The sequence below is a fragment of the Gemmobacter denitrificans genome (assembly GCF_036964905.1).
Classification (GTDB): domain Bacteria; phylum Pseudomonadota; class Alphaproteobacteria; order Rhodobacterales; family Rhodobacteraceae; genus Gemmobacter; species Gemmobacter denitrificans.
Genome location: NZ_JBALHR010000005.1, coordinates 185,488 through 209,572 on the forward strand (window position 1 = coordinate 185,488; position 24,085 = coordinate 209,572).

Annotated in this window: 23 protein-coding genes; 3 read left to right on the forward strand and 20 right to left on the reverse strand. The window is 63.3% G+C overall.

All coding sequences use genetic code 11. The features are described 5' to 3' along the window. Positions 1–49: 49 nt before the first annotated feature. The 7 genes from V6590_RS11065 to hslO all read right to left on the reverse strand — a co-directional run bounded on the left by V6590_RS11065 (position 50) and on the right by hslO (position 8,329). The gene (locus V6590_RS11065) at positions 50–550 is read right to left on the reverse strand and encodes a L,D-transpeptidase family protein (protein ID WP_335422868.1); all 501 of its coding nucleotides are present in this window, start codon (positions 548–550) and stop codon (positions 50–52) included. Between the two features lie 103 nt (positions 551–653). After that, positions 654–1,874, reverse strand: coding sequence for a class I SAM-dependent RNA methyltransferase (locus tag V6590_RS11070; RefSeq protein WP_335422870.1), 1,221 nt, complete (start codon positions 1,872–1,874; stop codon positions 654–656). Next, positions 1,871–3,715, reverse strand: a complete 1,845-nt coding sequence (locus V6590_RS11075; protein WP_335422872.1) for an ABC transporter ATP-binding protein — start codon at positions 3,713–3,715, stop codon at positions 1,871–1,873. The genes V6590_RS11070 and V6590_RS11075 overlap by 4 nt, the downstream gene beginning before the upstream one ends. Beyond that, the gene (locus tag V6590_RS11080) at positions 3,712–5,553 is read right to left on the reverse strand and encodes an ABC transporter ATP-binding protein (protein ID WP_335422874.1); all 1,842 of its coding nucleotides are present in this window, start codon (positions 5,551–5,553) and stop codon (positions 3,712–3,714) included. The genes V6590_RS11075 and V6590_RS11080 overlap by 4 nt, the downstream gene beginning before the upstream one ends. A 64-nt stretch (positions 5,554–5,617) precedes the next feature. Beyond that, entirely contained in the window at positions 5,618–6,760 is a 1,143-nt protein-coding gene (locus tag V6590_RS11085; protein ID WP_335422876.1) for a CCA tRNA nucleotidyltransferase, read from the reverse strand. Then, complete coding sequence (locus tag V6590_RS11090) at positions 6,757–7,347, reverse strand: CoA pyrophosphatase (RefSeq protein WP_335422878.1); 591 nt, start codon at positions 7,345–7,347, stop codon at positions 6,757–6,759. Before V6590_RS11090 ends, V6590_RS11085 begins: the two co-directional genes overlap by 4 nt. Next, positions 7,334–8,329: an Hsp33 family molecular chaperone HslO gene (gene hslO / locus V6590_RS11095; RefSeq protein WP_335422880.1), complete on the reverse strand. Its 996-nt coding sequence runs from the start codon at positions 8,327–8,329 to the stop codon at positions 7,334–7,336. Before hslO ends, V6590_RS11090 begins: the two co-directional genes overlap by 14 nt. A 73-nt stretch (positions 8,330–8,402) precedes the next feature. Between hslO and V6590_RS11100 the strand changes: the two genes are divergently transcribed. After that, complete coding sequence (locus V6590_RS11100) at positions 8,403–8,849, forward strand: NUDIX hydrolase (protein ID WP_335422882.1); 447 nt, start codon at positions 8,403–8,405, stop codon at positions 8,847–8,849. Here V6590_RS11100 and V6590_RS11105 read toward each other — a convergent pair. Next, positions 8,837–10,099 (reverse strand): PP2C family protein-serine/threonine phosphatase, encoded by a 1,263-nt coding sequence (locus tag V6590_RS11105; protein WP_335422967.1) that lies wholly within the window; start codon positions 10,097–10,099, stop codon positions 8,837–8,839. The genes V6590_RS11100 and V6590_RS11105 overlap by 13 nt on opposite strands. A gap of 160 nt (positions 10,100–10,259) precedes the next feature. Between V6590_RS11105 and V6590_RS11110 the strand changes: the two genes are divergently transcribed. After that, complete coding sequence (locus V6590_RS11110; RefSeq protein WP_335422884.1) at positions 10,260–10,589, forward strand: Hpt domain-containing protein; 330 nt, start codon at positions 10,260–10,262, stop codon at positions 10,587–10,589. Between the two features lie 181 nt (positions 10,590–10,770). On the opposite strand, the gene V6590_RS11115 is transcribed toward V6590_RS11110, so the two are convergent. After that, complete coding sequence (locus V6590_RS11115; protein WP_335422886.1) at positions 10,771–12,126, reverse strand: flavin monoamine oxidase family protein; 1,356 nt, start codon at positions 12,124–12,126, stop codon at positions 10,771–10,773. A 159-nt stretch (positions 12,127–12,285) separates the two neighbouring features. Here V6590_RS11115 and V6590_RS11120 point away from each other — a divergent pair, with 159 nt between their 5' ends. Further along, on the forward strand, positions 12,286–13,662 hold the full coding sequence (locus tag V6590_RS11120; protein WP_335422888.1) for an NAD(P)/FAD-dependent oxidoreductase: 1,377 nt from the start codon (positions 12,286–12,288) through the stop codon (positions 13,660–13,662). Between the two features lie 11 nt (positions 13,663–13,673). Here V6590_RS11120 and V6590_RS11125 read toward each other — a convergent pair whose 3' ends face one another. From V6590_RS11125 to V6590_RS11175, 11 genes are read right to left on the reverse strand one after another with little or no spacing between them, the layout of a single operon-like run. Further along, complete coding sequence (locus V6590_RS11125; RefSeq protein WP_335422890.1) at positions 13,674–14,447, reverse strand: class I SAM-dependent methyltransferase; 774 nt, start codon at positions 14,445–14,447, stop codon at positions 13,674–13,676. After that, on the reverse strand, positions 14,444–14,863 hold the full coding sequence (locus tag V6590_RS11130) for a VOC family protein (RefSeq protein WP_335422892.1): 420 nt from the start codon (positions 14,861–14,863) through the stop codon (positions 14,444–14,446). The genes V6590_RS11125 and V6590_RS11130 overlap by 4 nt, the downstream gene beginning before the upstream one ends. Then, the gene (locus V6590_RS11135; RefSeq protein WP_335422894.1) at positions 14,856–15,263 is read right to left on the reverse strand and encodes a VOC family protein; all 408 of its coding nucleotides are present in this window, start codon (positions 15,261–15,263) and stop codon (positions 14,856–14,858) included. Before V6590_RS11135 ends, V6590_RS11130 begins: the two co-directional genes overlap by 8 nt. Before the next feature lie 5 nt (positions 15,264–15,268). Continuing rightward, complete coding sequence (locus V6590_RS11140) at positions 15,269–16,873, reverse strand: amidohydrolase (RefSeq protein ID WP_335422896.1); 1,605 nt, start codon at positions 16,871–16,873, stop codon at positions 15,269–15,271. After that, positions 16,866–17,717: a dimethylsulfonioproprionate lyase family protein gene (locus tag V6590_RS11145; RefSeq protein ID WP_335422898.1), complete on the reverse strand. Its 852-nt coding sequence runs from the start codon at positions 17,715–17,717 to the stop codon at positions 16,866–16,868. The genes V6590_RS11140 and V6590_RS11145 overlap by 8 nt, the downstream gene beginning before the upstream one ends. Continuing rightward, the gene (locus V6590_RS11150) at positions 17,710–18,549 is read right to left on the reverse strand and encodes an ABC transporter permease subunit (RefSeq protein WP_335422900.1); all 840 of its coding nucleotides are present in this window, start codon (positions 18,547–18,549) and stop codon (positions 17,710–17,712) included. Before V6590_RS11150 ends, V6590_RS11145 begins: the two co-directional genes overlap by 8 nt. After that, the gene (locus tag V6590_RS11155) at positions 18,546–19,460 is read right to left on the reverse strand and encodes an ABC transporter permease (protein WP_335422901.1); all 915 of its coding nucleotides are present in this window, start codon (positions 19,458–19,460) and stop codon (positions 18,546–18,548) included. Before V6590_RS11155 ends, V6590_RS11150 begins: the two co-directional genes overlap by 4 nt. Before the next feature lie 13 nt (positions 19,461–19,473). After that, positions 19,474–20,580, reverse strand: a complete 1,107-nt coding sequence (locus V6590_RS11160) for an ABC transporter ATP-binding protein (RefSeq protein WP_335422903.1) — start codon at positions 20,578–20,580, stop codon at positions 19,474–19,476. Between the two features lie 3 nt (positions 20,581–20,583). After that, the gene (locus V6590_RS11165; RefSeq protein ID WP_335422905.1) at positions 20,584–21,687 is read right to left on the reverse strand and encodes a polyamine ABC transporter substrate-binding protein; all 1,104 of its coding nucleotides are present in this window, start codon (positions 21,685–21,687) and stop codon (positions 20,584–20,586) included. 53 nt (positions 21,688–21,740) lie between these two features. Next, positions 21,741–22,946 (reverse strand): aromatic ring-hydroxylating oxygenase subunit alpha, encoded by a 1,206-nt coding sequence (locus tag V6590_RS11170; RefSeq protein ID WP_335422907.1) that lies wholly within the window; start codon positions 22,944–22,946, stop codon positions 21,741–21,743. Next, positions 22,943–24,085 (reverse strand): aromatic ring-hydroxylating oxygenase subunit alpha, encoded by a 1,143-nt coding sequence (locus V6590_RS11175; RefSeq protein ID WP_335422909.1) that lies wholly within the window; start codon positions 24,083–24,085, stop codon positions 22,943–22,945. The genes V6590_RS11170 and V6590_RS11175 overlap by 4 nt, the downstream gene beginning before the upstream one ends.

Here is a 24,085-nt window from a genome sequence, read left to right on the forward strand (position 1 = left end):
AGCCGCGTTGCTGACCGGAAAAGGGGCCGCAAGGCCCCTTTTTGTTGTGTCACGGCAGAATATGGATCGGGGTATTGCGGCGCAGCATGGAATAGATCTCTTCCATCTCGCGATCCGTCACCGCAATGCAGCCCGCTGTCCAGTCACCTTCATTGGTGCCCTTATATCGGGTCCGGCCATGGATCATGATATCCCCGCCCGGCGATTTGCCCATCGCTGCTGCATAGGCCTGATCTGCCGCATTGGGGTAGGAAATGCCGACCGACAGGTGATACCGGCTTTTCGGATTGTGATGGCTGATGAAATAGGTGCCTTCCGGCGTCTTGCCATCGCCTTCGAACTGCTTGTGCCCGACCGGCTGAAAGCCGAGCGAGATGTCATACTCCTCAAGCACCTTGGAGTGATGCAGCAGATACATCTTCCGCGCACCCTTGTGGACCTGGATCGAGGTCACTTCCGGCCCGTTGTATTTGCGAAACTTGCTGCCACCGCCACAGGCCGCAAGACCAAAGGCAACCACAAGCATCAGAAGGATGCGGATCGGAAACATGAAGAAAGCCTGCTCTGTTTTTCTTCCCCTTAGCGAAAATCCGCCGACCTGCAAAGTGACGTTTGCGTGGGATTCATTCGACCTGCGCACAGGCGCTTGTGCATCAGCGCGAGAACCGCGCCGCCAGTTCGACATGGGCCGACCAGCGGAACTGATCGATCACCTGAACCCAGTCCAGCCGGTAGCCCCCGGCGATCAGCACCTTGGCGTCGCGGGCAAAGGTCACCGGGTTGCAGGACACCATCGCCACCACCGGCACTGCACTGCGCGCCAATGTGGCCACCTGCGCCTCGGCGCCTGCGCGGGGCGGATCGATGACCACCGCCGTAATGCCTTTGAATTCATCGGGTTCCAGCGGGCGGCGGAACAGATCGCGGGTCTGGCAGGTCACGCGGTGCAGCCCTTCGGCCTGTCGCCAGCCCTTGTCCAGCGCAGCCATCATCGCGGCGTCGCCCTCCACCGCCAGAACATCGGCCTGTTCAGCCAGCGGCAAGGTAAATGTGCCGCAGCCTGCGAACAGATCGACGATCCGGTCCGCCTTGCCCACCGCCTCGCGCACCGCAGCCAGAAGCGCCGCCTCGCCTTCCGCTGTTGCCTGCAGAAAGGCTCCGGGCGGTGGGGCCACCCGGGCGCGCCCCATCTGCTGCATCGGGCTTGCGCGCAGCGCGGCCACTTCATCGCCCCATGTCAGGCGCGACAGGCCATGCGTCTCGGCGATCCGAGCCAGCGTCAGCCGCAACTCACCATCCAGTTGCTTGCCACCCTGCACGACGACTTCGGGCCCGGCCAGCGTGCGGGTGATGGTCAGCGCCAGTTCCGTGGTGCGTGATCCGCCCGCGATGACCAACGCCTCCAGCCCCGGCAGCGCCGCCATCAGATCGGGATGCAGCAACTGGCAATTCGGCACAGCGATCAGGGTTTCCGATCCCCGGGCATGAAAGCCGATCAGCGCGCCGCCCTTGGTCTTGCGCCCCGACAACGTGGCGCGGCGGCGCGATCGTGGGGGCGAGGTATCGATGCCGCGCACAGGGGCCTCCAGCCCCTGCCCGGCCAGCGCGCCGCGCACAATGCCCTGCTTCCAGTCGGCCACCAGCCCGTCGCGCGCATGCTGCATCAGGCATCCCCCGCAACTGCGGGCGTGGGAACAGGGCGGTTTTACCCGGTCGGGCGACGGCGTGATGATCTTTACCCCGCCCAGAACATCGCGCGTCAGATCACCCTCGACCTCTTCGCCCGGAAGGGTTGCCGGCACATAGACGGGGCCATCCGGCCCTTCGGCAATGCCGTCGCCATGATGGCCCAGCCGCGCGATGGTCAGTTTCATTCCGCTGCCTCTTCGGTGACGATGAAGCCCCCCGATTGCCTGTTCCAGTAGCGCGCGTAAAGCCCCCCCCGCGCCAGAAGTTCGGCATGACTGCCCTGTTCGGCAATCCGGCCCTGATCCAGCACAATGATCCGGTCCATGGCGGCGATGGTGGACAGGCGATGCGCAATCGCCAGCACCGTCTTGCCTGCCATGGCGCGATCCAGCGCCTGCTGGATCTGCGCCTCTACCTCGCTGTCCAGTGCGCTGGTTGCCTCATCCAGCACAAGGATCGGCGCGTCTTTCAGGAAGGCCCGTGCCAACGCGATGCGCTGCCTTTGTCCGCCAGACAGTTTCACCCCGCGTTCGCCCAGATGCGCGTCATAGCCCTTGCGGCCCTTGTGATCTTCCATTCCGAGGATGAAGTCATGCGCTTCTGCCGCGCGTGCAGCCGCAATAATCTGCGCTTCAGACGCATCAGGGCTGCCGTAGGCGATGTTCTCGCGCGCAGAACGGTTGAACATTGCGGTTTCCTGCGTGACCATTCCGATCTGTCGGCGCAGGGATTCCTGCGTCACACTCCGCACATCCTGCCCATCGACCAGCACGCGGCCCTTCTCGCAATCGTAAAGCCGCAGCAGCAGGGCAACCAGCGTCGATTTACCCGCACCGGACGCACCGACGATGCCGATCTTCTCGCCCGGGCGGATGGTCAGGCTGACCCCCTCTACCCCGCCCTTGCGACGGCCATAGGCAAAGCCCGCCTCTTCGAACACCACCGCGCCCTGTGCGGGCGGCAGGTCCACCGCATCCGGCGCATCGGCCAGATCATGCGGCCGCGCCAGCGTGCGCATGCCATCCTCGATTTCACCCACGTTGGAATAGAGCGACATCAGCGCGAAACTGACCCAGCCGGTCATTTGCGTGATCCGCATGGCCACCGCGCCCGAAGTGGCAATGTCCCCCGTGCTGGCAGCCCCCTTTGACCAGAGCCAGAGCGTGCCACCGATCAACACCACCGGCAAAACCCCCGCCAATGCGGTCAGCACAAGCCGGAAGGTGGTGGAAATCACCCCGAAATCCAGGCTTGCCGCGCGATAGCCCTCCATGCTTTCAAGCGCCACGCGGTCTTCATGCGCAGCATGGGCGAACAGCTTCACCGTCTTGATATTGGTGATCGTGTCCACCACCTGCCCGGTGACCATCGCCCGCGCCGCCGCCCGGGCAGATGAATTGCGCTTGATGCGCGGCAGGAAGAACCGGATCGTGGCTAGATAGGCCACCATCCACAACAGCAACGCGGTCGCGATGCCCCAATCCACTGTCAGCAGGAACAGCGCCGATCCGATCACCGAGGCCAGCGAAAAACACACCGTATTGATCGTTTCCGTCGCCACATCGGTCATCGCGCGGGCGGTCTGCATCTGCTTTTGCGCGATGCGCCCGGCGAAATCATTGTCGAAAAACGTAACCGGCTGGCCCATGGTCCAGCGGTGCAGGCGGCTGAGCACCAGGGGCAGCACATTCGGCCCGACGAGGATGGAGTTCGAAGCCGAGAAGATGCCAAAGGCCAGGGGCCGCAGCATCAGGAAGAACGCCGCGCTGCCAAGGATCAGGATCCAGTGCCCGGCCCAAAGTCCGGCTGGCCCTGCCACCAGCGCGGCATCGATCAGCCAGCCCAGAAGCAGCGCCGACACCACTTCCATCGTGCCCGCCAGCGCCCCGATCACCGCCGCCATCGACAGCGGCCGCCATGCCCCTGCCAAGGCCCAGCCGATAAACGCCCCCAACGTTTGCGGCGGGTCGCCCTCGGCAGGGCGGAATGCGTCGATCAGATTGCCAAGGCGGCGCAGCGGGGTCATTCCGTCTCCTCTGTCCCGATGAAGCCACCCGATTGCCGCGCCCAGAAACGGGCATAAAGCCCACCCTGCGCCAGCAATTCGGCATGGCTGCCGGTCTCGGCCACCGCGCCATCCTCCAGCACCACGATCCGGTCCATCGCCGCGATGGTGGACAGGCGGTGCGCAATGGCGATCACTGTCTTGCCTTCCATCACTCCATAAAGCGCATCCTGAATGGCGGCCTCGACCTCGCTGTCCAGCGCACTGGTCGCCTCATCCAGAATGAGGATGGGCGCATCCTTCAGGATCACCCGCGCCAGCCCGACCCGCTGGCGCTGACCGCCCGACAGTTTCACCCCGCGTTCGCCGACATGGGCGTCATAGCCTTTGCGGCCTTCCGGGTCTTCCAGCGTCAGGATGAAATCATGCGCTTCGGCCCGGCGCGCCGCGGCGATCATTTCGGCCTCGCTTGCGTCTGGGCGGCCATACAGGATGTTTTCGCGCACACTGCGGTGCAAAAGGCTGGAATCCTGCTGCACCATGCCGATTTCCCGGCGCAGGCTGTCTTGCGTCACCTTGGCAATGTCTTGCCCGTCGATCAGCACGCGGCCCGCCTCGGCGTCGTAGAAGCGCAGGATCAGCTTGACCAGCGTCGATTTGCCGGCACCAGACCTGCCAACCACCCCGATCCGTTCACCGGGACGGATGGTCAGGCTGACATCGCGCAGCCCGCCCGATCCGCGCCCATAGTGATGCGATACGCCTTCCAGCCGGATCTCGCCCTTGGTCAGCCGCAGTTGCTGTGCGCCCAGGGCATCGGTCAGGCCGATGGGTTGGGTGATGGTTTCCATCCCCTCTTGCACCACGCCAAGGGCCTGCACCAGCGAAGTGGTCGCCCACATGATCCAGTAGGTCATGTTGTTCAGGCGCAAGACCAGTGTCGCCGCAGCCGCCACTGTTCCCACGCTGGCCTGCCCCTGATACCACAGCAACAAGGCCCAGCCGGTGACAGAAACGATCAGCGCGCCATTCAGCCCGGTCAGCGCCAGATCCATCTTGGTGATGATCCGCATTTCCTGCTGAAAGGTCGTGCGGGCATGTTCGATCGCGTCGCGGGCATGGCGCATTTCCATGTCGTGATGGGCGAACAGCTTCACCGAGTGGATGTTGCTATAGGCATCCACCACCCGCCCGGTAACGGCAGAACGCGCATCCGAACTGGCCTTGGCCGCGGGCCCCGCCCGGCCCAGCGTCCAGCGCACCAGTGCCGCATAAAGCGCAAACCAGACCAGAAGCGGCACCAGAAGCCGCCCATCCGCCCCCGCCAGCATCACGCCCGCCCCGATGAAGGTGACACTGGCAAAGGCCACGGCGTCAAATGTCTGGAACACCGCATCACCCGCAGCGGGCGGCGTCTGCATCACCCGGTTGGCAATACGCCCGGCGAAATCGCTTTCAAACCAGCCGACCGGCTGGCGCATCACATGATCATGGGCGCGAAAACGGATCATCGTGCCGAAATTCGGCAGGATCGTGTTGTGCAGCAAGGCCACATTGCTGACCAGCAACAGCGGGCGCAGCAAAAGCACCCCAAGCCCGACCAGCGTAATCTCCAGCCCATAATCCGCCCAGACCTGTGCAGGCCCGCCCTGTGCCAGCAGATCGACCATCCGCCCGACATACCAGATCAGCGCAACATCCAGCGATGCGGCGATGATCGACAGGATGGCCGTCGCGGCAAAGACCCTGCGAAATGGCCGCACATATCCGGCCAGAAACGGCCAGAGCTTTCGCGGTGGCGCATCACTGCGGGCATAGGGCTGATAGGGGTCAACCAAACCCTCGAAAAACCGGAACATCTGAAAACTGCCTTGGTCGGGGTCAACCGTCCGCATATAGGCCATTTTCGGGCCAAGGGAAACCTCAGCCCAGCAATTCTGCCCGGGTCATGCGCAAGTCTGACTGCAGCCATTGCCCTTCCAGCGCCTTCAGCCGCGCGCCAAGTTCGGCCCCTTGCAGGGCGGGCATCAGATCGGCGGGCCGCACCGGAAAGCGCGATTGCACGCCCCGCGCCAGCTCGGCCTGCCAACCTGACAGCAAGGGGGTTTCCAGCAGTGCCGCGCGCGCCAACAGCGCATCCTCAGCCAGCGTTTCCCCAATCCGCCAGCCCAGAACAGCGGGGCTTTCCAAAGTGGCCAGCGCCGCCTGCAAATGGGCCAGATCGCGTTGCTCGGCCCGCGACAGGCGCCAGCGTTCGGCCACGCCCTGACCACCCAGCACCGCCAGACGGCGCAGCCAGCGCGGCGCGCGGGCATTCTCCAGATGGATCAGCGGCGCCAGGGCGCGTGTATCCGCCCCCGGCAGCACATGCGCCAGCACACCCGATCGCGCCATCGCAGCCACGGCAGGGGCCGGGTCGGCAGCGGCCAGCAGCTTGCGCATCTCGGCCCCGATCCGTTCGGCCGAAAGGGTGTCAATTCCATCGGCCAGCGCCGCGCAAGCCGCCAACCCTTCGGCATCCATGCCTGCCGCGGGATCTGCATAGATCGCGTGAAAGCGGAAGAACCGCAGAATACGCAGGTAATCTTCGCGGATGCGCGCCTCGGGTTCGCCGACAAAGCGCAGATGACGGGCCTGCAAATCGGGCCAGCCGCCCAGCGGATCGATCACCGAGCCATCAGGTTGGGCATAAAGCGCGTTCATGGTGAAATCGCGCCGCGCCGCATCCTCTTCGATCCGGGTGGAATAGGCGACCACAGCGCGTCGGCCATCGGTTTCCACATCGCGGCGGAAGGTTGTCACTTCATGCGGGATGCCGCCCGCCACCACCGTAACCGTGCCATGGTCGATTCCGGTCGGCACCACCTTGAACCCGGCGCCTTCGGCCAGCGTCGTCACGGTTTCGGGGCGGGCGTCGGTCGCAAGGTCGATATCGCCGACAGACAAGCCCAAAGCCGCATTGCGCACGCAGCCCCCTACGAACAGCGCCTGAAAGCCCGCGCCTTCCAAGGCCGCACACAGCGCCTGGGTCGGTTCGGCGGTCAGCCAGTTGCCCGCGACCTTCATGCCAGCCGCTCTGCCAGCGCGCGCAACATCCGCGCAGTCGCACCCCAGATGTAATAGGGGCCATAGGGCACGGCATAGTACCGCCGCCACTGGCCACGCCACATGCGCCGTTCCACCCGGAAATTGACCGGCTGCGCCAGATGGGCCAGCGGCACGCGAAACACCTCTTCCACCTCGCCAGCCTCGGCCCGGGTATCAAAGCAGGTTTCAATATGGCCCAGCACAGGCGTAACAGTATAGCCCGTTACGGTTTCATGCGCGGGCAGCCGCCCGATCAGCGTTACCAGCGCCGGGTTCAGCCCGACTTCCTCCTGCGCCTCGCGCAGGGCAGCCGCTTCGGGCGACCCGTCGCCCGCGTCGATCTTGCCGCCCGGAAAGGCGATCTGGCCCGGATGGTGTTTCAGCCCCGATGCGCGTTTGGTCAGCAACACCGAGGGCCCCCCTTTCCCTTCGCAGACCGCCACCAGAACGGAAGCGGGGCGCAGGACGCGCCCCGGCGGCAGAACCACCTCCGGGTTCAGATCGTAATCTGACGATTGCGGCGTGTCGCGCAGCAGCGCGCGCCGCAGCAGATCAGGCCCCGTCATGGGGTTTCGGGGCATCAAAGCCCAATGTCAGCGGATCAAATTCGTAATGCGCGCCGCAGAACTGGCAGTCCGCCGTCACGATCCCGGCCTCGGTCGTCATGTGGCGCAGGTCTTTCTGCGAATAGATCGACATCGACGACCGCACCTTTTCGGCGGAACAGGAACAGCCAAAGCGCACCGGCTGCGCATCAAAGACCCGCGGCCCTTCCTCATGGAACAGCCGCACCAGCAGATCGGTCGGCGCAAGGCTGGGGCCGATCAGCTCCATCTCCTCCACCGTTTCCAGCAGCATGTTCACGCGATTCCAGTTTTCACCATCTTCGCCCTGCACGATATCCGACGCGACCAGCAGACCGCCTTCGCCGGTTCCACCGCTTTCGGCAAAGGGCGAGGCTTTGGGCATATGCTGGATCATCACGCCCCCTGCCCGCCAATGCGGCTGCCCGCCCGGCATCTGCGACCGCCCATAGGACAGCGCAAAGTTGGTGGGCAATTGTTCCGATTGCGCAAAATAGACCTGCGCGCAGGCAGCAAGCGAGCCCCCCGTCAGTGGCGTGATGCCCTGATAGGGCACCATGCCGGCCCCCTGATCGATGACGATGACGAAATAGCCCTGCCCCAGCAGATCAAACGGCTTTTCGGCCTGATGCAGCTGATCTTCCTCGAAATGGGCATAGGCGCGGATGCGGGCGGGTTGGCCATCCTCGGTCGGGCCATAGTAATCTGTCGCCACCATCTTCACCGGCCCGGTGCCCCGGATCTGCAGCGACAGCCGCCAGCGCAGCTTGATCGTCTGGCCGATCAGCGCAGTCAGCAGGGCCGCCTCGCAGACAAGGGCCTCGATCTGAGGCGGATAGGCATGCTGTTTCAACATCTGATCCAGCACGCCATCCAGACGGGCGATCCGCCCGCGGATATCCGACGCGTCAAGTTGGAACGGCAGGACGGTATCGTCCCAGGCGATTTGCGAACCGATGGTCATAAGGGGGTTTCCTGAAGGTGCCGGTCTTGGCATACCGCGATCATATAGGCGCGGCAAGTTCAGGACCCAAGGGATGATCAGACGATATGGTGAAGCGGTTCGGTCGGGGCAGCACTATCGCCGCCGCCCCGGGGTCTATGCCGTGCTGTTGCAGGGCAATCAGGTGCTGACCACGTTTCAGGAAAGCCCGAAGCCTGAATTCCAGCTTCCAGGTGGCGGAATCGACCGGGGCGAACATCCCATCGCTGCCCTGCACCGCGAAGTGATGGAGGAAACCGGCTGGCACATCCGCATCGCCCGCAGGTTGGGGGCCTTCAGACGGTTCTGCTATATGCCGGAATATGAATTCTGGGCCGAAAAGGTGTGCAGCATCTATCTGGCCCATCCGGTGCGCCCCATTTGCCGGCCGACCGAACCCGGCCACAGCGCGGTCTGGCTTCCGGTGATCGAGGCGCTGGATCTGCTGGGTAACGAAGGCGACCGGGCCTTTCTGGCGCGGGCCCTGCATCAGCCCCGATAATCGAACAACACGCCCGAAACATCATCCGGAAAGTCGCCGCCACCCGCATGGGCGTTCAGGTTCCAGACCAGCGATTCCAGCAGGGCCTGACTGTCCAAATGATCGTTTTCCTTCAGAATTGCGATCAGACCATCGACACCAAGCTCCTGATGATCGGGCGTCGGGCATTCGGTCACGCCATCTGACACAAGAAACAGGCGATCACCCGGGAACAGGCGTGTCTCGATCCGGTCGAACCGGATATCAGGCAACAGGCCGATCGGCATGCCGCCTTCGCCGATCATCTCGATGCTGCCGTCGCGCCGCATCACCAACGGATGCGGATGCCCCGCCTGCACCAGTTGCACCCGCCCGGTTTCCAGATCGATCTCGGCATAGGCCATGGTGAAATACTGGTCCACCTGCATGTCATCCAGCATCATCCGGTTCAGGCGAACCGCCACCATTTCCGGTGGCCAGGCGTCGCGCTGGCCATAGGCCCCGACGGTCATGGCAATGTTCTGCTCCGGCGACCCGCCGGACAAAAGCCCCGCCAGCCGCGCCGTCATCATGGCCGAAGCCACGCCGTGCCCTGATACATCGACAGAAAAGATCGCGATCCGTCTGGCGTTGATTTCAAAGAAGCCGACCAGATCGCCCCCGACATGGCCCGAGGGTTTGAGCAGGATCGAAGCAGACCCGCGCCCGAAATCACGATAGCGTTCGCGCACCAGCGTCTGCTGCAGCTTGCGCGCTTCGATCAGGTCTCGGTCGAGCGAATCATACAGTTTCTGCAATTCGCCCAGGGTGGACCCGATCAGCCGGTTCTTTTCCACCAGTTCGCGCTGCATGCCGAGGATGCGTTCGCCTGCGCGCAAGCGGGCGTGAAGTTCATCCGCGCTGACCGGCTTGGTCAGGAAATCATCGGCCCCGCCATCCAGCCCGTCAGCCACCTCGCCCTTTTCGGATTTCGATGTCACAAGGATGAAATAGACATAGCTTTCATGCGGCATCGCCCTGAAAGCCTTGCAGAAATCCAGCCCGGTCATGCCGGGCATCACCCAGTCGGAAATCACCACGTCAAACTGTTCGGCCTGGCATTTTTCCAACGCCTCCTCGCCCGAGGCGGCTTCGGTGACATGATACCCCCAGCGCTGCAAGGACAGGCACAAAATCCGGCGCTGCGCCCGGCTGTCATCGACGACAAGCACCCGCCGCGGCTGATCTGCGGGGGGTGAGACCGATGTCTCGACAGGGTTGGACTGCAACACGTTCACGCTCCGTAGACCGGTTTCGCAAGACAATGGCGTGGCGCGCCTTAAGAGAGCGTGAAGCCTAAAATTGCAGACGAACCATTTGATCGGCCTAACCCGATGTTAAATATGCAGACGCAAAGGTTGTCCCGTGTGGAGCCGAAAGGGTGGTATCGGAATGATTGATTGGGATCGGGTGGCAGACCTGCGCGCCGAAGTGGGCGAAGACGGGTTTTCCGAAGTGATCGAGCTGTTTCTGGAAGAAACAGATGAGGTGATCGCCAGACTGGCGGCCAGCAATCCTGCACAGCTTGGGCGCGATCTGCATTTTCTGAAAGGCAGTTCGCTCAATCTGGGGTTCCGGGACATGGCGCAAACCTGCCAGGACGGGGAACGCGCGTGCGGCGCGGGGGCGGCAGCCACTGTTGATGTGGCGGGGGTGATCCGGCTTTACCATGCGTCGAAATCGGCTTTTCTGGCGGGCCTCGGCAAGCTTTCGGCAGCCTGACATTCGACCGGGCCGGGCCTTGTCCATGTGACACATGGCAATGCCTGAGATCATGGCAAGACGGCGCGGCATGAAATTCAGAACCAGTTTGCAGCGCACACCGAAATGAAAGAAAGCCTGGTCGCGCCCTCTTTGAAGGCGCAGGGAAACGCAGGTCAGTCATCCGACGCCAGTCGGGACTTCAGACTTTCAACCGCTTTGCAGCCGCCAATCCCGACCGAACGGCGGCATGGGCTGAACCGGCATAATCCGGATCGCAGGCTTCACCCGCGAAAACCAGCCTTCCGTCCCAATCGGCGCCACCAAGTGCGACACGGGTTTTGGGTGTGGTGCCGGGTGTTGCGAAGGAATAAGCCCCAAGCGCAAAGCGGTCTTGGCCCCACCGGCTGATCTGGGCCGATTTCGGGGCAGGAAAGTGGTTTCCGAACATCGCCCTGAGGGCCGCATGGGCCTCTGCCATGATGGCCGCATCGGGCAGAGCCTCCATGATGCGCGCTTCATCACCGCCATGAAAGGCCAGAAGCACCGGTGCCCGTTTCACCCGCGCCAGACTGACCCATTGCGACCAGAACCCGGGACGCGGCCCGACCCATTCGATCCAGTCCACATCATCGGGCCATGCCACCTTGTCGAACAAAAGCCATGTCTTGTGCAGCAGGCCCATGCCGATCGTGTCAATCGCCGCCTGACGCTTGCGCGACAGGCGTTCGGCAAATTCGATATGACCGGCCTTCAGCACCCCCAGCGGGACGGTGATCACGACATGATCGGCTGTGAGACGTTCCCCAGCCGCCAGAGTGACCACCACCCCCGCCCCCTTGGGCGCAACAGCTCGGACCGGCGCGGACTGACGAATGGTCAGCCCACGCGCCAGATGGGCGATGATCTGGTCGTACCCATCGGGGAAGATCGCATCCTCACCATCATAAGCCTCGCCGCCATCATGATACCAAGTGGAGGTTTCGGCCCAGGAACTGCCCAGTTCATTGCTGATCTGCGCATGGATCATGTGCATGATCAGCCGACGCTGCCGCGCATCCGCAGATTTCCAGCCCTTCGTCGCCTCGACAGCCGCCTTCAGCGGGATATCCCTGTCGCCCTTCTCGGCGGCGCGTGAGGCGGCGCGCAGCACCTTTTCGGCCAGGTCTTCGGCCTCTGAAATGTCGATCTCGGCACCCTTTTCATCCAGAGCCAGCGCCAGATCAAAGCTCGTCTCGACATGGGTGGCGCCTGCCTCGCGGGCCAGGCGTGTCATCGGATTGCCGTCAAGCCCGTGAATCCAGCTCGCCCCCATGTCCATCGGCAGGCCGGGCCACAGGCGCGATGTCCAGATCCGGCCACCGATGTGGTCGCGTGCCTCGATCACGGTCACATCTGCGCCGCGTGAGGCCAACTCCCGCGCTGCAGTCAGCCCGGCCAGCCCCGCCCCGACAACGATGATCTTCCGCCCTTCCGTGCCTGCGGCGATGGGACGGGCCAGCAGGCCGGACAGGCTGGCCATCAGGGTAGCAAGGGCGTTGCGGCGGGTCATGGTCATGCGATCAATCGTTCAGAAAACCGGGCCTCGGGTCGCGCAAACATAGGCTCGCGATGCCGAAATCCTAGGGTGCGGCTTTACAAGCTTCAAGCCGCCTGCTTCCCTGCCCGGATAGGCGGCCCCGCAAGGCGAAAGAGGGCAAAGGGAAAGGACACGGCCATGACCCGGATCGGAGAAGTTTCCTTCTGGTATGCTGCGACCGGCCTGCCACAAACGCGCCGCCCGGCCTTGCGGGGCGAAGTGCAGGCCGATGTGGCCATCATCGGCGCGGGGTTCACCGGGCTCTGGACCGCGTGGTATCTGAAACAGGCGCGGCCCGACCTGAAGGTCGTGATCCTTGAAAAGGAATTCGCAGGCTATGGCGCATCGGGGCGCAATGGCGGCTGGCTGACCGGCGGCTTTGCCTGGCACCATGACCGCTATGCCCGCGATCGCGGGCGTGACGCCGTGCTGAACATGGTCGCCGCCATGAATGACACGGTGGCAGAAGTGATCCGCGTCGCCCGCGCCGAAGGGATCGAGGCCGATATCCACCCGACCGAAGAGGTGATGGTCGCCACCAACCGCGCCCAGATGCAGCGGATGCGGGATGAAGTTGCCCATCGCCGCGCCTGGGGCGAAGAGGATCGGGTCTTTGAACTGACGCAGGACGAAACGCGGGCGCGGATCAACATTCCCGGCGCTTTGGGGGCCATGGTGGTCAAGGGCGTGGCACGCATACAGCCTGCCAAACTAGTGCGCGGACTGGCCGAGGCGGTCGAACGGGCCGGGGTCACGATCCATGAAGACAGCGCTGCCCTGGCCTTGGCCCCCGGCAGCGTGACCACCGCACTAGGCTGTCTGCGCGCGCCGATCGTCCTGCGTGCCACCGAAGGCTATACCGCCACCCTGCCGGGTCTTGTGCGCGAATGGCTGCCGCTCAATTCGGCGCAGATCGTGACACCGCCCCTGCCGCCCGAGGTCTGGGATCGGATCGGCTGGCAGGGGGCCGAGATTCTGGGCGATTTCAACAATGCCTATTGTTATTGCCAGCGCACGGCAGATGGGCGGATCGCCGTGGGCGGGCGGGGCGTACCCTATCGTTTCGGATCGCGGATCGATCAGGATGGCGCGCCCGACCGGGAAACCATCGCCCGGCTGACGGCCATCCTGCAGCGCCATTTCCCCGATGCCGCCCCCTTCGGGATCGATCATGCCTGGTGCGGGGTGCTGGGCGTGCCGCGCGACTGGTGCGCCACGGTGGGGCTGGACCGAACCACGGGGATCGGCTGGGCAGGCGGTTATGTGGGGGTCGGGGTTTCCACATCGAACCTGGCCGGGCGCACGCTGGCCGATCTGGCGCTTGGCCGCGACACGGCGCTGACCGCGCTGCCCTGGGTGAACCGCCAGCCCCGCAAGTGGGAACCCGAGCCGCTGCGCTGGCTGGGCGTGCATACCATGTATACCCTGCTGCGTCTGGCCGACCGCCGAGAAGAGCGGCTGGGCATCCCTCCATCGCGGCTGGCGCGGTTCGGCAACTGGCTGACCGGGCGTTGAACAGCCCCCCGTCAGCCCGGTTTGCGGGCAGCAAGATGGGTTGGGCAATGTTCGCCCGTATCCAGCACCGGGATCATCCGCGACCAGATGCCGATATTCTGATCGACGAAATCCTGCCCCACGATCCGCGCCGCCTCGGCCCCGGCTGCGCCCTTCAGCCGTTCCAGCTCTTCGCGGGCGCGCAGGCGATACCAGCCGTTGCGCGATGTGGTTCTGCCATCACTGAAACCCGCCGCCGCCATGGCCTGCAGGTAGCGCGCGGGCGTGGCCATGCCGAAATCCAGCCCTTCTGCGGCAATATAGTCGGCCATCAGCGGGCTGATGTCTTCGGTGCCGATCAGCCAATCTGACGCCAGAAACCATCCCCCCGGCTTCAGGACCCGGAACACCTCGGCCATCAGGGCCTGTTTGTCGGGGATGTGAACGATGCTGTCCTTTGAAAACACCACATCAAAGCTGCCGGGCGGAAAGGGCAAGGGACCGGGGGCGACCTTTACCAGCCCGATCCGATCATCCAGCCCTTCCTGCGCCACCAATGCGCGCGCGCGGGTCAGGACCGGATCTTCCACATCGATGCCCGTCACATAGCCCGCACCATGGTTGCGAACGAGCGTGATATCGATGCCCCCCGCCCCACACCCGATATCCAGCACCGATGCGCCGGTCAGATCATGGTCGCCGATAACCCGCGCCACTTCATCCGGGCCACCGGGCGACAGAAAGCCCTCGCCCCATATCGCCTCCAGCATGGCAATCAACCTGGGGGGATAATGGTCTTCGCTCATGATCGATCCTCCGTCGCGTCATAGGCGGTAAAGGCGCAGGCAAGCTTGTGGCCATTCGGGTCGCGGACATAGGCCACATAAAAGGCGGGATCATAGCCGGGCCTTGTGCCGGGGGCGCCTTCATCCGCGCCCGCATGGGCCAGAGCCGCGGCGTGAAACCCGCGCACCTGTGCGGCACTTTCGGCGCGAAACGTGACCATGGTGCCATTGCCGGCGCTGGCGGGCTGGCCGTTGAAGGGCGGGCAAAGCCACAGCCCGGTGCCTTTGGCAGGGCCCCATCCTGCCCAGCCCTTCGGCGCATCCGGCAGGCGCGACAAGCCAACCACCGGCATGACGGCATCATAAAAGCGGATACTGCGCGCCAGATCATCGCAGCCCAGGCAGATATCCATGATGCCGGGCCGTGCATCAGCCATGATCCTGACCCGGATCATAGTGATGAAAGACGAAGGCCAGCTTGTGCCCATCGGGCGAACGCGCATAGGCGACATAGAAGTCGGGCGAATAGTAGTCGCGCGTACCGGGGGCGCCTTCATCCCTGCCGCCATTGGCCAATGCGAGCGCGTAAAGTTCACGGACATGGGCCGCATCGCGCGCGGGAAAAGCAAAGGTGCCCCCATTTCCGGCACTGGCGGGCTGGCCATCAAAGGGCGGACACAGGTAAAAGCCGAAGCCTCCGTCATAATCCTTGCCCCAACCGGCCCAGCCTGCGCCCAGATCGGTCATGGGGTCATGGCCCAGACTGGCCATGATTGGCCCCCAGAAGGCGGTTGCGCGGTCGATATTGTCTGTTCCGATGGTGGTATAAAGCAGCATGGCGGTTACCAGTCAGGGGCGCGCCAGACCTCGGTCCCTTTGAACAGGGTGGCCAGCACGCGGGTTTGCGAAATCTCTTGCGGCGGGATGGCGAAGATATCCCGATCCAGCACGATCAGATCAGCGGAAAACCCGGTCCGCAACATGCCGGTATGATGATCGCGCCAGCAGGCCCGGGCGGCGTTGACCGTGTAGCCCAGAACACATTCCTCCAGCGTCAGGGCCTGATCGGGGCAGAACGGGTCCAGCGGGTTGTCATCCCGCCGCTTGGTTCGGGTGATCGCGGTTTCGATGATTTCAAAGGGGTTCAGGGTTGAAACCGGCCAGTCCGATGACAGGCACCAATCCGCCCCCGCCTGCAGCATCTTGCGGAAGGCATAGACATCGCCCCAACGCGCTTGCCCGATCATCGACAGCGATGGATCGGAATAGGGCGGCTCCAACCGGGCCCAGAGCGGTTGGATATTCGCCGTGGCCAGACCCTGCAGCCGGGCATGATCGGCCGGGTCCACCAGTTGCAAATGCGCCAACTGATGCTGCGCGGGCCAGGGGCCATTGGCAGTGCGGGCCGCCTCCAGCCCTTCGATGGCGCGGCGGGCGGCGGCATCGCCGATGACATGAACATGAATGGCAAAACGCGCTGCATCCAGCGCGGTCATCAACTCGATCGTCTGTTCCAGGCTGAACATGCAGGGCGCATTGCCGCCCGTCGCATCGGCATAGGGGGCAAGATTGGCGGCGGTGCGGTTTTCGAACACACCATCCATGAAGAACTTGGCGGAATGGACGTGGAAATCCGGGCCGGGATGCGCCCGGCGCAACGCGACAAGCCGTTCAAGCGCAGTTGCGGCTGTATCGGCCTCGGTCACCTGTGCCGTGCCTGCAACGCGCAGGGTCAGCGTCCCTTCGGCTGCCGCGCGGGCATAGATGCGGGCCTCCATGTCACGGATTGCGGCATCAAGGACGCCCGTGATCCCGTGCTGATTGACATGGGCCTGCCCGGCCCGCAGTCCGGCCATCCGGTGATCGTCGGTCAGGCCCGGCAAGCGCGCCGCGACCACAGGGATCACCTCTTCATGAAGCATCCCCGTCGCCCGGCCCTGCGCATCGCGCAGGATATGGCCATTGGGCGGATCAGCTATCGTCTGAACCCCGGCCATTTCGATGGCCCGCGTGTTCAGGCAGGCATTGTGGAAGGAACTGTCATAGATCATCACCGGACGGTCGCTGACAGCCCGGTCGATGACGGCAGCCGTCAGATTATGGTCGCCAAATACCCCTGGCTGCCAGCCCGTCCCAAGGACGAGCGGCAGGTCAGGTCTTGCCGCCGCATGGGCGCGCAAGGTGGCGATCAAGGCGGCTTCGCTGTCCAGATCGAACAGATGGGCCGCCGTGGCCATGTCGATCCCGCCCGACAGAAGGTGAACATGCGCATCCTGAAACCCCGGCAGCACCAGTCGCCCGCCCGCATCGATCCTGTGATCCGCCTCCGGCGTGGTGCCTTGCCCCAGTGCGGCAATGCGTCCCGCCCGGATCAGAACCCAGTCGGCCCAAGGCGCTGGCGGATCCATTGTGCGGATGCGGGCATTGTGGATCAGTGTGTCAGGCAAGGGTAATGGCCTCCAGCGCGGCCCAGTCGGCTGCAGGGATGACGACCGCCTCTTCGTTGACATCCTTGGTCCAGACGAACAGGCACAGGAACGGCACCGAGCCTACCTTGGTCAGATGCGGCTGATGCGGCGGGTTCCAGACCGGCTGATGCGCGGGCTTCACGATCAGCGGCCGATCCACGCCAAACCGCCAGCCATGGGGTCCAGTCAGCGGGGCATAGAGTTCCGGCGCTGCATGCCGGTGATCGCGATACAGCACCCCCGGCGCGATCAGAAACACGCCCAGTTCGAATTCCGTCGCCGCAAAGGGGGCATCGCCACCCCGGATCGCCGCATAGGCATGGCCCATCGCGAAAGCCTCACCGATCTGATCGCGCGGATAGGCGTCATAGGTGATCCATTCCAGATGCCCTGATGCGCCACCCAGCGCGGCGGCCAGTTCGGGCTGATCCTTTGCCACCAGCGCAAGCGCGGGCTGCAGCCAATGGGCCACCACCGCGTTCTGTCGGCTTGGCATGGCCCGCTCGGCCCCGGGATCGGGCGACAGGCCCGCCCGCACTTCGGCCGAGCCGGGATGGTCTAGTGTCAGCAGATAATCACGGGCCGAAGCATAAAGCCGGGCCACCGGGCTTTGGGTCATGGATATCTCCGGCAAGGGCAAGCCGCGTTCGCGCAACACCGCCAGCGGATCGCGCGCGTCATGGGCCGAGGCGACGCGGTACACCTCCAGCATGTCGGCAGTCATCCGGCCCGCCCGATACAGCGCCATCGCCGCGCCATAGCGCACGCGGCCCGATCCGGGCTGGCCAAGCGGCGCGTTGATATATTGCGCCGGATCATTCATTGCGTTGAAAGGCCAGGCGTTCTTCGGCCAGCCGCCGTTTTTCGGCCCGGTTCATGATGATCCCGGCAGCGATCACCCCGATCCCCACCACCAGAACCATCAGCGTCGCCAATGCGTTGATATCGGGTGTCACACCCAGCTTGACCTTTGACCAGACCAGCAGCGGCAGGGTGGTATAGCCCGGTCCCGTGACGAATGACGAAATCACCACGTCATCCAGACTGATCGTAAAGGCCAACAGCCAGCCCGACAGGATGGCGGGCGAAATCACCGGCAGAGTGATGTCGAACATCACTTGCCATGGGCGGCTGCCCAGATCCATCGCCGCCTCTTCGATCGCGCGGTCGGCCTGCACCACACGGGCCTGCACCACCGTTGTCACGAAAACCATCGAAAAGGTGATATGGGCCAGTGTGATGGTGGTAAAGCCGCGCTGCCCGGGCCAGCCGATCCAGTCGGCCATCAGGATGAAGAACACCAGCATCGAAATACCCGTGATCACCTCGGGCATGATGAGGGGCGCGGTGACCAGCCCCGAAAACAGCGTCCGCCCCCGGAACTTGGTAAACCTTGCCAGTGTGATCCCCGCCATTGTGCCCAGAATGGTGGCGAAGGTGGCGGAAATCAGCGCGATCTTCAGCGACAGCAGCAGGGCGTCGATCACCTTGTCATTCGACAGAAGCGACACATACCACTTGGTCGAAAAGCCGCCCCAGACCGTCGCCAGCCGCGAGTTGTTGAAGGAATAGACGATCATCGACAGGATCGGAATGTAGAAGAAGGCAAAGCCGAAGCAAAGCATCGTCATCAGGAAGGTGGAGCGCCGCTTCATTTCGTCCCCTCGGCCCGGGCCTGATAATGGCTGTAGATCATGGTTGGCAGCACCATCAGGATCAGCAAAGCCACCGCCACGGCCGATGCCATCGGCCAATCGCGCGCCTGACCGAATTCATCGGCGATGATCTTGCCGATCATCGGCTGTGACGCATTGCCCACCAGCGACGGGATCACCAGTTCACCCGCTGCCGGAATGAAGACCAGCATCCCCCCCGCAACGATGCCGGGCACCGATTGTGGCAGTGTCACATCGAGAAATACCTGATAGGGGCGCGAGCCCAGATCCATCGCCGCCTCATCCAGCGTCGGGTCCAGCCGTTCCAGACTGGCATAGAGCGGCAGGATCATGAAGGGCAGATAGGTATAGACCATGACCAGAACCACCGCGAAATTGGTGTTCATCATCGGCACGAAACGGATGGCCCAATCCACCGGCACCAGAAAGTTCCAGGCGTCGGTCAACAGCCCGTTGAACCAACTGTTCTTGCCCATCAGCCCCATCCACGCATAGACGCGCAGCAGGAACGAGGTCCAGAATGGCAGGATCACCAGCATCAGCAGGATATTGCGCCAGCTTTTCGACACCCGGGTCAGGCCAAGGGCCATCGGATAACCGATCAGCAGACACAGGAAGGCCGCGAAGGCCGCATTGACCACCGAGGTCAGAAAGGCGCGCAGATAAAGGCTGTCCGTCAGAACCCGGTGATACGAGCTCCAGTTGATCCAGGCGTGATCCCCACCAAAGGAAAACGGCGGGGCGGTCGGCGTGTTGGTGGCCACGCTCATCGCCACGACAATGAGAAACGGCAGAAGGAACCAGATCACCAGCCAGCCATAGGGGGCGCCGATCAGAAGGGCCGTCCAGCCCTTCAGATCGAACCAGCGCTGAAAACGGCCCGTGTTCATGTCAGGGTCCATCTCAGGCCACCAGCACAATGGCGGCAGACGGGTCGAAGGAAACCCAGACCTCGTCATCCCAATCGGCCACCCGGGCACCCTCATCGCCGCGGCGCGCGTTGACCGCATGGGCCTGAACCAGCGCCTGAGGCAAGGCGATGCGATACAGGCTGTCCTTGCCGAAATAGGCCAGATCCTTCACATGCCCGGCCACCGCATTCGGGCCTTCCGGCCTGTCCTTGGCGATGCGCATCTTCTCTGGCCGGATGGCCAGCGAAACGGGTTGCCCGGGCGTCGCTGCCGCAGAATCGCGGGCCAGAACATCGCCCCCCAGGGCCGGAACATGCAACCGAAGCCAGGGAGCTTCGCGCGCGACCACGGTTGCTTCAAAGCTGTTCACCGATCCGATGAACCCCGCCACAAACCTTGATGCCGGGAATTCATAAACCTCGGTCGGGGTGCCCACCTGTTTGACCTGCCCCTTGTCCATCACCGCGATGCGATCTGACAGGGTCATGGCTTCTTCCTGGTCATGGGTGACCACGATGAAGGTGACCCCGGTGCGCTGCTGGATCGACATCAGCTCGAACTGGGTATGTTCGCGCAGCTTCTTGTCCAGCGCGGCCAGAGGTTCATCCAGCAGCAGCAGCTTGGGCTGCCGCGCCAGCGCCCGGGCCAGCGCAACACGCTGCCGCTGACCGCCGGAAATCTGGTGCGGCTTGCGATGCGCAAATTGGGTCAGCTGCACCAGATCCAGCATTTCGGCCACCCGGGCCGCGCGGTCGGCTTTTGACAGACCCTTTTCATGCTTCAGCCCATAGCCCACATTGGCCGCGACTGTCATATGCGGAAAGATGGCATAAGACTGGAACATCATATGGACCGGGCGCTCCCAAGGCGGCACCCCCGCCATATCGCGCCCATCCAGAAAGATGCGACCCTCGCTGGGTTCCTCGAATCCTGCCAGCATGCGCAAAAGCGTGGTCTTGCCACAGCCGGACCCGCCGAGCAGCGAAAAGATTTCTCCCTTTTCGACAGTCAGGTTCACATCCTTGACGGCCTGAAAGGTGCCAAATCTTTTCGAAACCCCCTCGATCCGCAGAAACGGACCGGTTTCTTCCACCGCCATCCGTCAGCCGCCCGTCTTGATTTCGGTCCAGGCCCGCGTCATGTCGGATTCCTGCTCAATGGTCTGGGGCAGCGGCGCATAAAGCCGGGCTTTGGCTGCCTCATCCGGATAGACTGCAGGGTCGGCGGCGATGGCCGGATCGACAAAGGGCAGCGCCGCCTTGTTCAGATTGGCATAGCCTGTAAAATTGGTGCAGGCGGCGATCACCTCGGGGCGCAGCAGGTAATCCAGGAACTTGTGCCCATTCTCCACATTGGCGGCATCGGCGGGCATCACCCACATGTCGAACCACAGCGGTGCCCCGGTCCGGGGGATGAAATAGCCAAGATTCATGTCGATCCCGCCTTCGGCGGCGCGCGCCTTGGCCACGCCATAATCGCCCGACCAGTTGTTGACGGCACAAGCCTCGCCATTCGGCAGTGTGGTCAGATAATTGGAATTGTCGAAGGTCGAAACATAGTCGCGCACCGGCCGGACGGCCTCCACCATCCTGGCCCATTCTGCGGGGCCTGCAGTGTTCGGATCGATGCCCAGATAGCTGAGGATCATGAATCCGATATCGCTCGGGCTATCCAGCAGCGATATCCCGCAATCGGCCAGCAGCGCCGCGTTTTCGGGTTTCAGCAACAGATCGAGGGATTCAAAATCAGCATCGGGAATGCGTTCCTTCACCATGTCGATATTGTAGGTCACCCCGACCGAGCCCCACATATAGGGCACACCATGCTGAAAGCCGGGATCATACATTTCGCCGATCTTCAACAAGGCCGGATCAAGATTGGCCCAGCCTGTCAGTTTGCTGCGGTCCAGTTTCTGCACCACACCCGCCTGCACTGATCGCGACAGGCTTTGCCCCGCATGCAGCACCAGATCATAGCCCGTGGAGCCGGCCAGCATCTTGGCCTGCATTTCCTCGGCGCTGGCATAGAGATCATAGACCACCTCGATCCCGGTTTCAGAGGTGAAATCCTCAAGCGTCGTCTCGCCGATGTAATCGGCCCAGTTGTAGACGTTCACCCGACCGGCCTGTGCCCAGGATGGGCGCACCCATGGCGTGGCCAGCGTGGCAGTTGCCCCGATCAGGGCCTGACGACGGTTCAATCTCATGGCAGTCTCCCCGGTTTGTTATGATTGGATTGTCAGTCAGCTTACGCCTGACCCTATGTCAGACAAGACATTTCTGCGTTGATCTGCGCGATGCGATCCTCGGCGGGCGCTGTATCCAGACGCATCACGGGAAGCAGGTCGCGCAACCGGTCATGGTGCCGCCGGACACCATATTCGAGATCCGACAGGTGAAACCCTTCGAAGGCATCCGACTTCATCGATTCATTCGACCAGATCGCCAGTTGTTGATCCTCGGCCGAGGTGGCGCGGTCTATCCGATAGGCCAGATACCGGGCCAGCCGCCTTTCGCGGGTTTCATTCGGCCAGCGGTACACCCGGCCGGTCAGCCGCGTGACACCTTCGGATATCGGGATGTCATGATAGAATTGCAGCCCATCGGGTGTGATCGCAAAGACCTGCGCGGGAAAGATGCCGTAATAGGTCCAGGCGCGCTGCAAATGCTGCGGCAGGTCCGGGCGCGGCGGAGAGAGCTTCGTGTAATGCCGGACCGACCAGCCCCGACCGGGGACATCGCCGAACCAGCCGACCGACATCGACAACCCGTCATCCATGTAGCAATCGACATAGCTGCGGCCGTAAAGATCCTGCAGCCCGGGATGCGCCAGCGGAACATGATAGCCTTCATTGTCCACATCGCGCACGGATTTCCAGTTGACCGGCAGATCGACCGACCAGTCGGGGATCGTCACCGGAACGATGGATTTCAGATCATAGGCCGCAAAATCCGCGTCCAACGGGGCCAGAAGCTCGGCAATTCCCGGCTGCGGACCCGGTGCAAAGCGCAGGAAGATGAAGCCGTGGAACATCTCCATCTCGATCGGCTTCAGCCCGAAATCCTCGCGGTTCAGATCCCCGAAGGACCGGGGCTGCGACGGACCACGCAGGCTGCCATCAAGGTTGTAGACCCAGCCATGAAAAGGACAGACGACGGACCCCCGGCAATGCCCCTGCGATCCGGCCACCACCCGCGCACCGCGATGACGGCACAGGTTGTGAAATGCCCGCACGACGCCATCCTGCCCGCGCATCACCACCGCGCGTTCGCCCAGCAGATCAAAGCTCAGCCAATCGCCGGGGTTGGGGATGTCGCAGTCATGGCCGACAATCTGCCAATGGGTCAGAAAGACCTTGTCGCGTTCAAGCGCAAACAGCGCAGGCGAATGATAGGTCCACCCGGGCAGGCCACGCCGGTCCCAGTCTTTCGGCACAGAAACTGTCGGATAGGGCAATCGGGTCATGGTGTCCCCCCCATTTCGGCGCGTATCCATTCCTGAAACCGGAAGATGTCATATTCCTCGGGCATCAGCCGCGCCGCCTTGAAGGCCGGCGACCGCATGCCGCGCTGGTTCATCTCTGACGCCTCGCCATCCTGCCGCATGACGATCTTGGCAAACCCTGCCACATCAGCGGGATCAAAATCCGGCTGGGCAAGCGTTTCGGGCGCGAAATACCATTCTGCGATCAGCCGGGTCTTTTCCGGGCCGAGGGGCACGATCCGCACCGAACGGACATAATCGATATGTGCCACGACATAGGCGGATGGCCAGAGCGAAGCAAAGGCGTAACCCACCTTGCGATCCGCTTCCGTCAGTGTGGAAAAAATCGGCCCGCAGGGTTTTCCGTCCTTTGTCCAGGTCGTCGCCCCTTCCTTCAACAGCGGCACTTCGGGTCCGTCCGGGCTCCAGCCGGCCAGTACCGGGGGCGACATGACGCCCTTTCCATACAGCGGCACCAGATCGCACAGTTCAGGGTGAATACCGGGGCAATGCAGACATTCCGAATAGTTTTCCCAGAAGGTCTTCCAATTGCAGTCGATGTCGTGTTCCCAATGATGGCCAGTGATCAGGCTGTCCATCGGCCATGAATCCATGGTGTTCAGCCCGACATCGGACCAGATTTCGCCCGGTTCCGCCGACAGGTTCAGGAACAGGAAGCCATTCCAGATCCGCGTGGCCACGGGCCGCAAGCCATGGGCCGATCTGTCGAAGTCCTCGGTCGGTACGGCATGGGCGGTGGAAACCAGCCGCCCGTCAGATGCGGCAAAGGCAAAGGCGTGATAGGGGCAGCGGATCAGCTTGCCCACCTCTTCTTCGGGCTGGCGGCACAGTTCCGATCCACGATGCGGGCAGGAATTGTGCCAGGCCGCCAGCGCACCCGCAGTGTCGCGCACCACGATCACCTGCGCCTCGCCCAATGTGACGCGGCGCATCTTTCCGGCCGCAAAATCTGCGGCACGCCCCACCATCACCCATTGGCGCGCAAAGATCGTTGCCATTTCACGATCATACCAGGCCTTGTCCATATAGGCGGCGCGCGGCAGGCCTTCGGGGCAATGCGGCAATCGCGGCGACAGCGGATGGTAATCCTGATGTCCCAT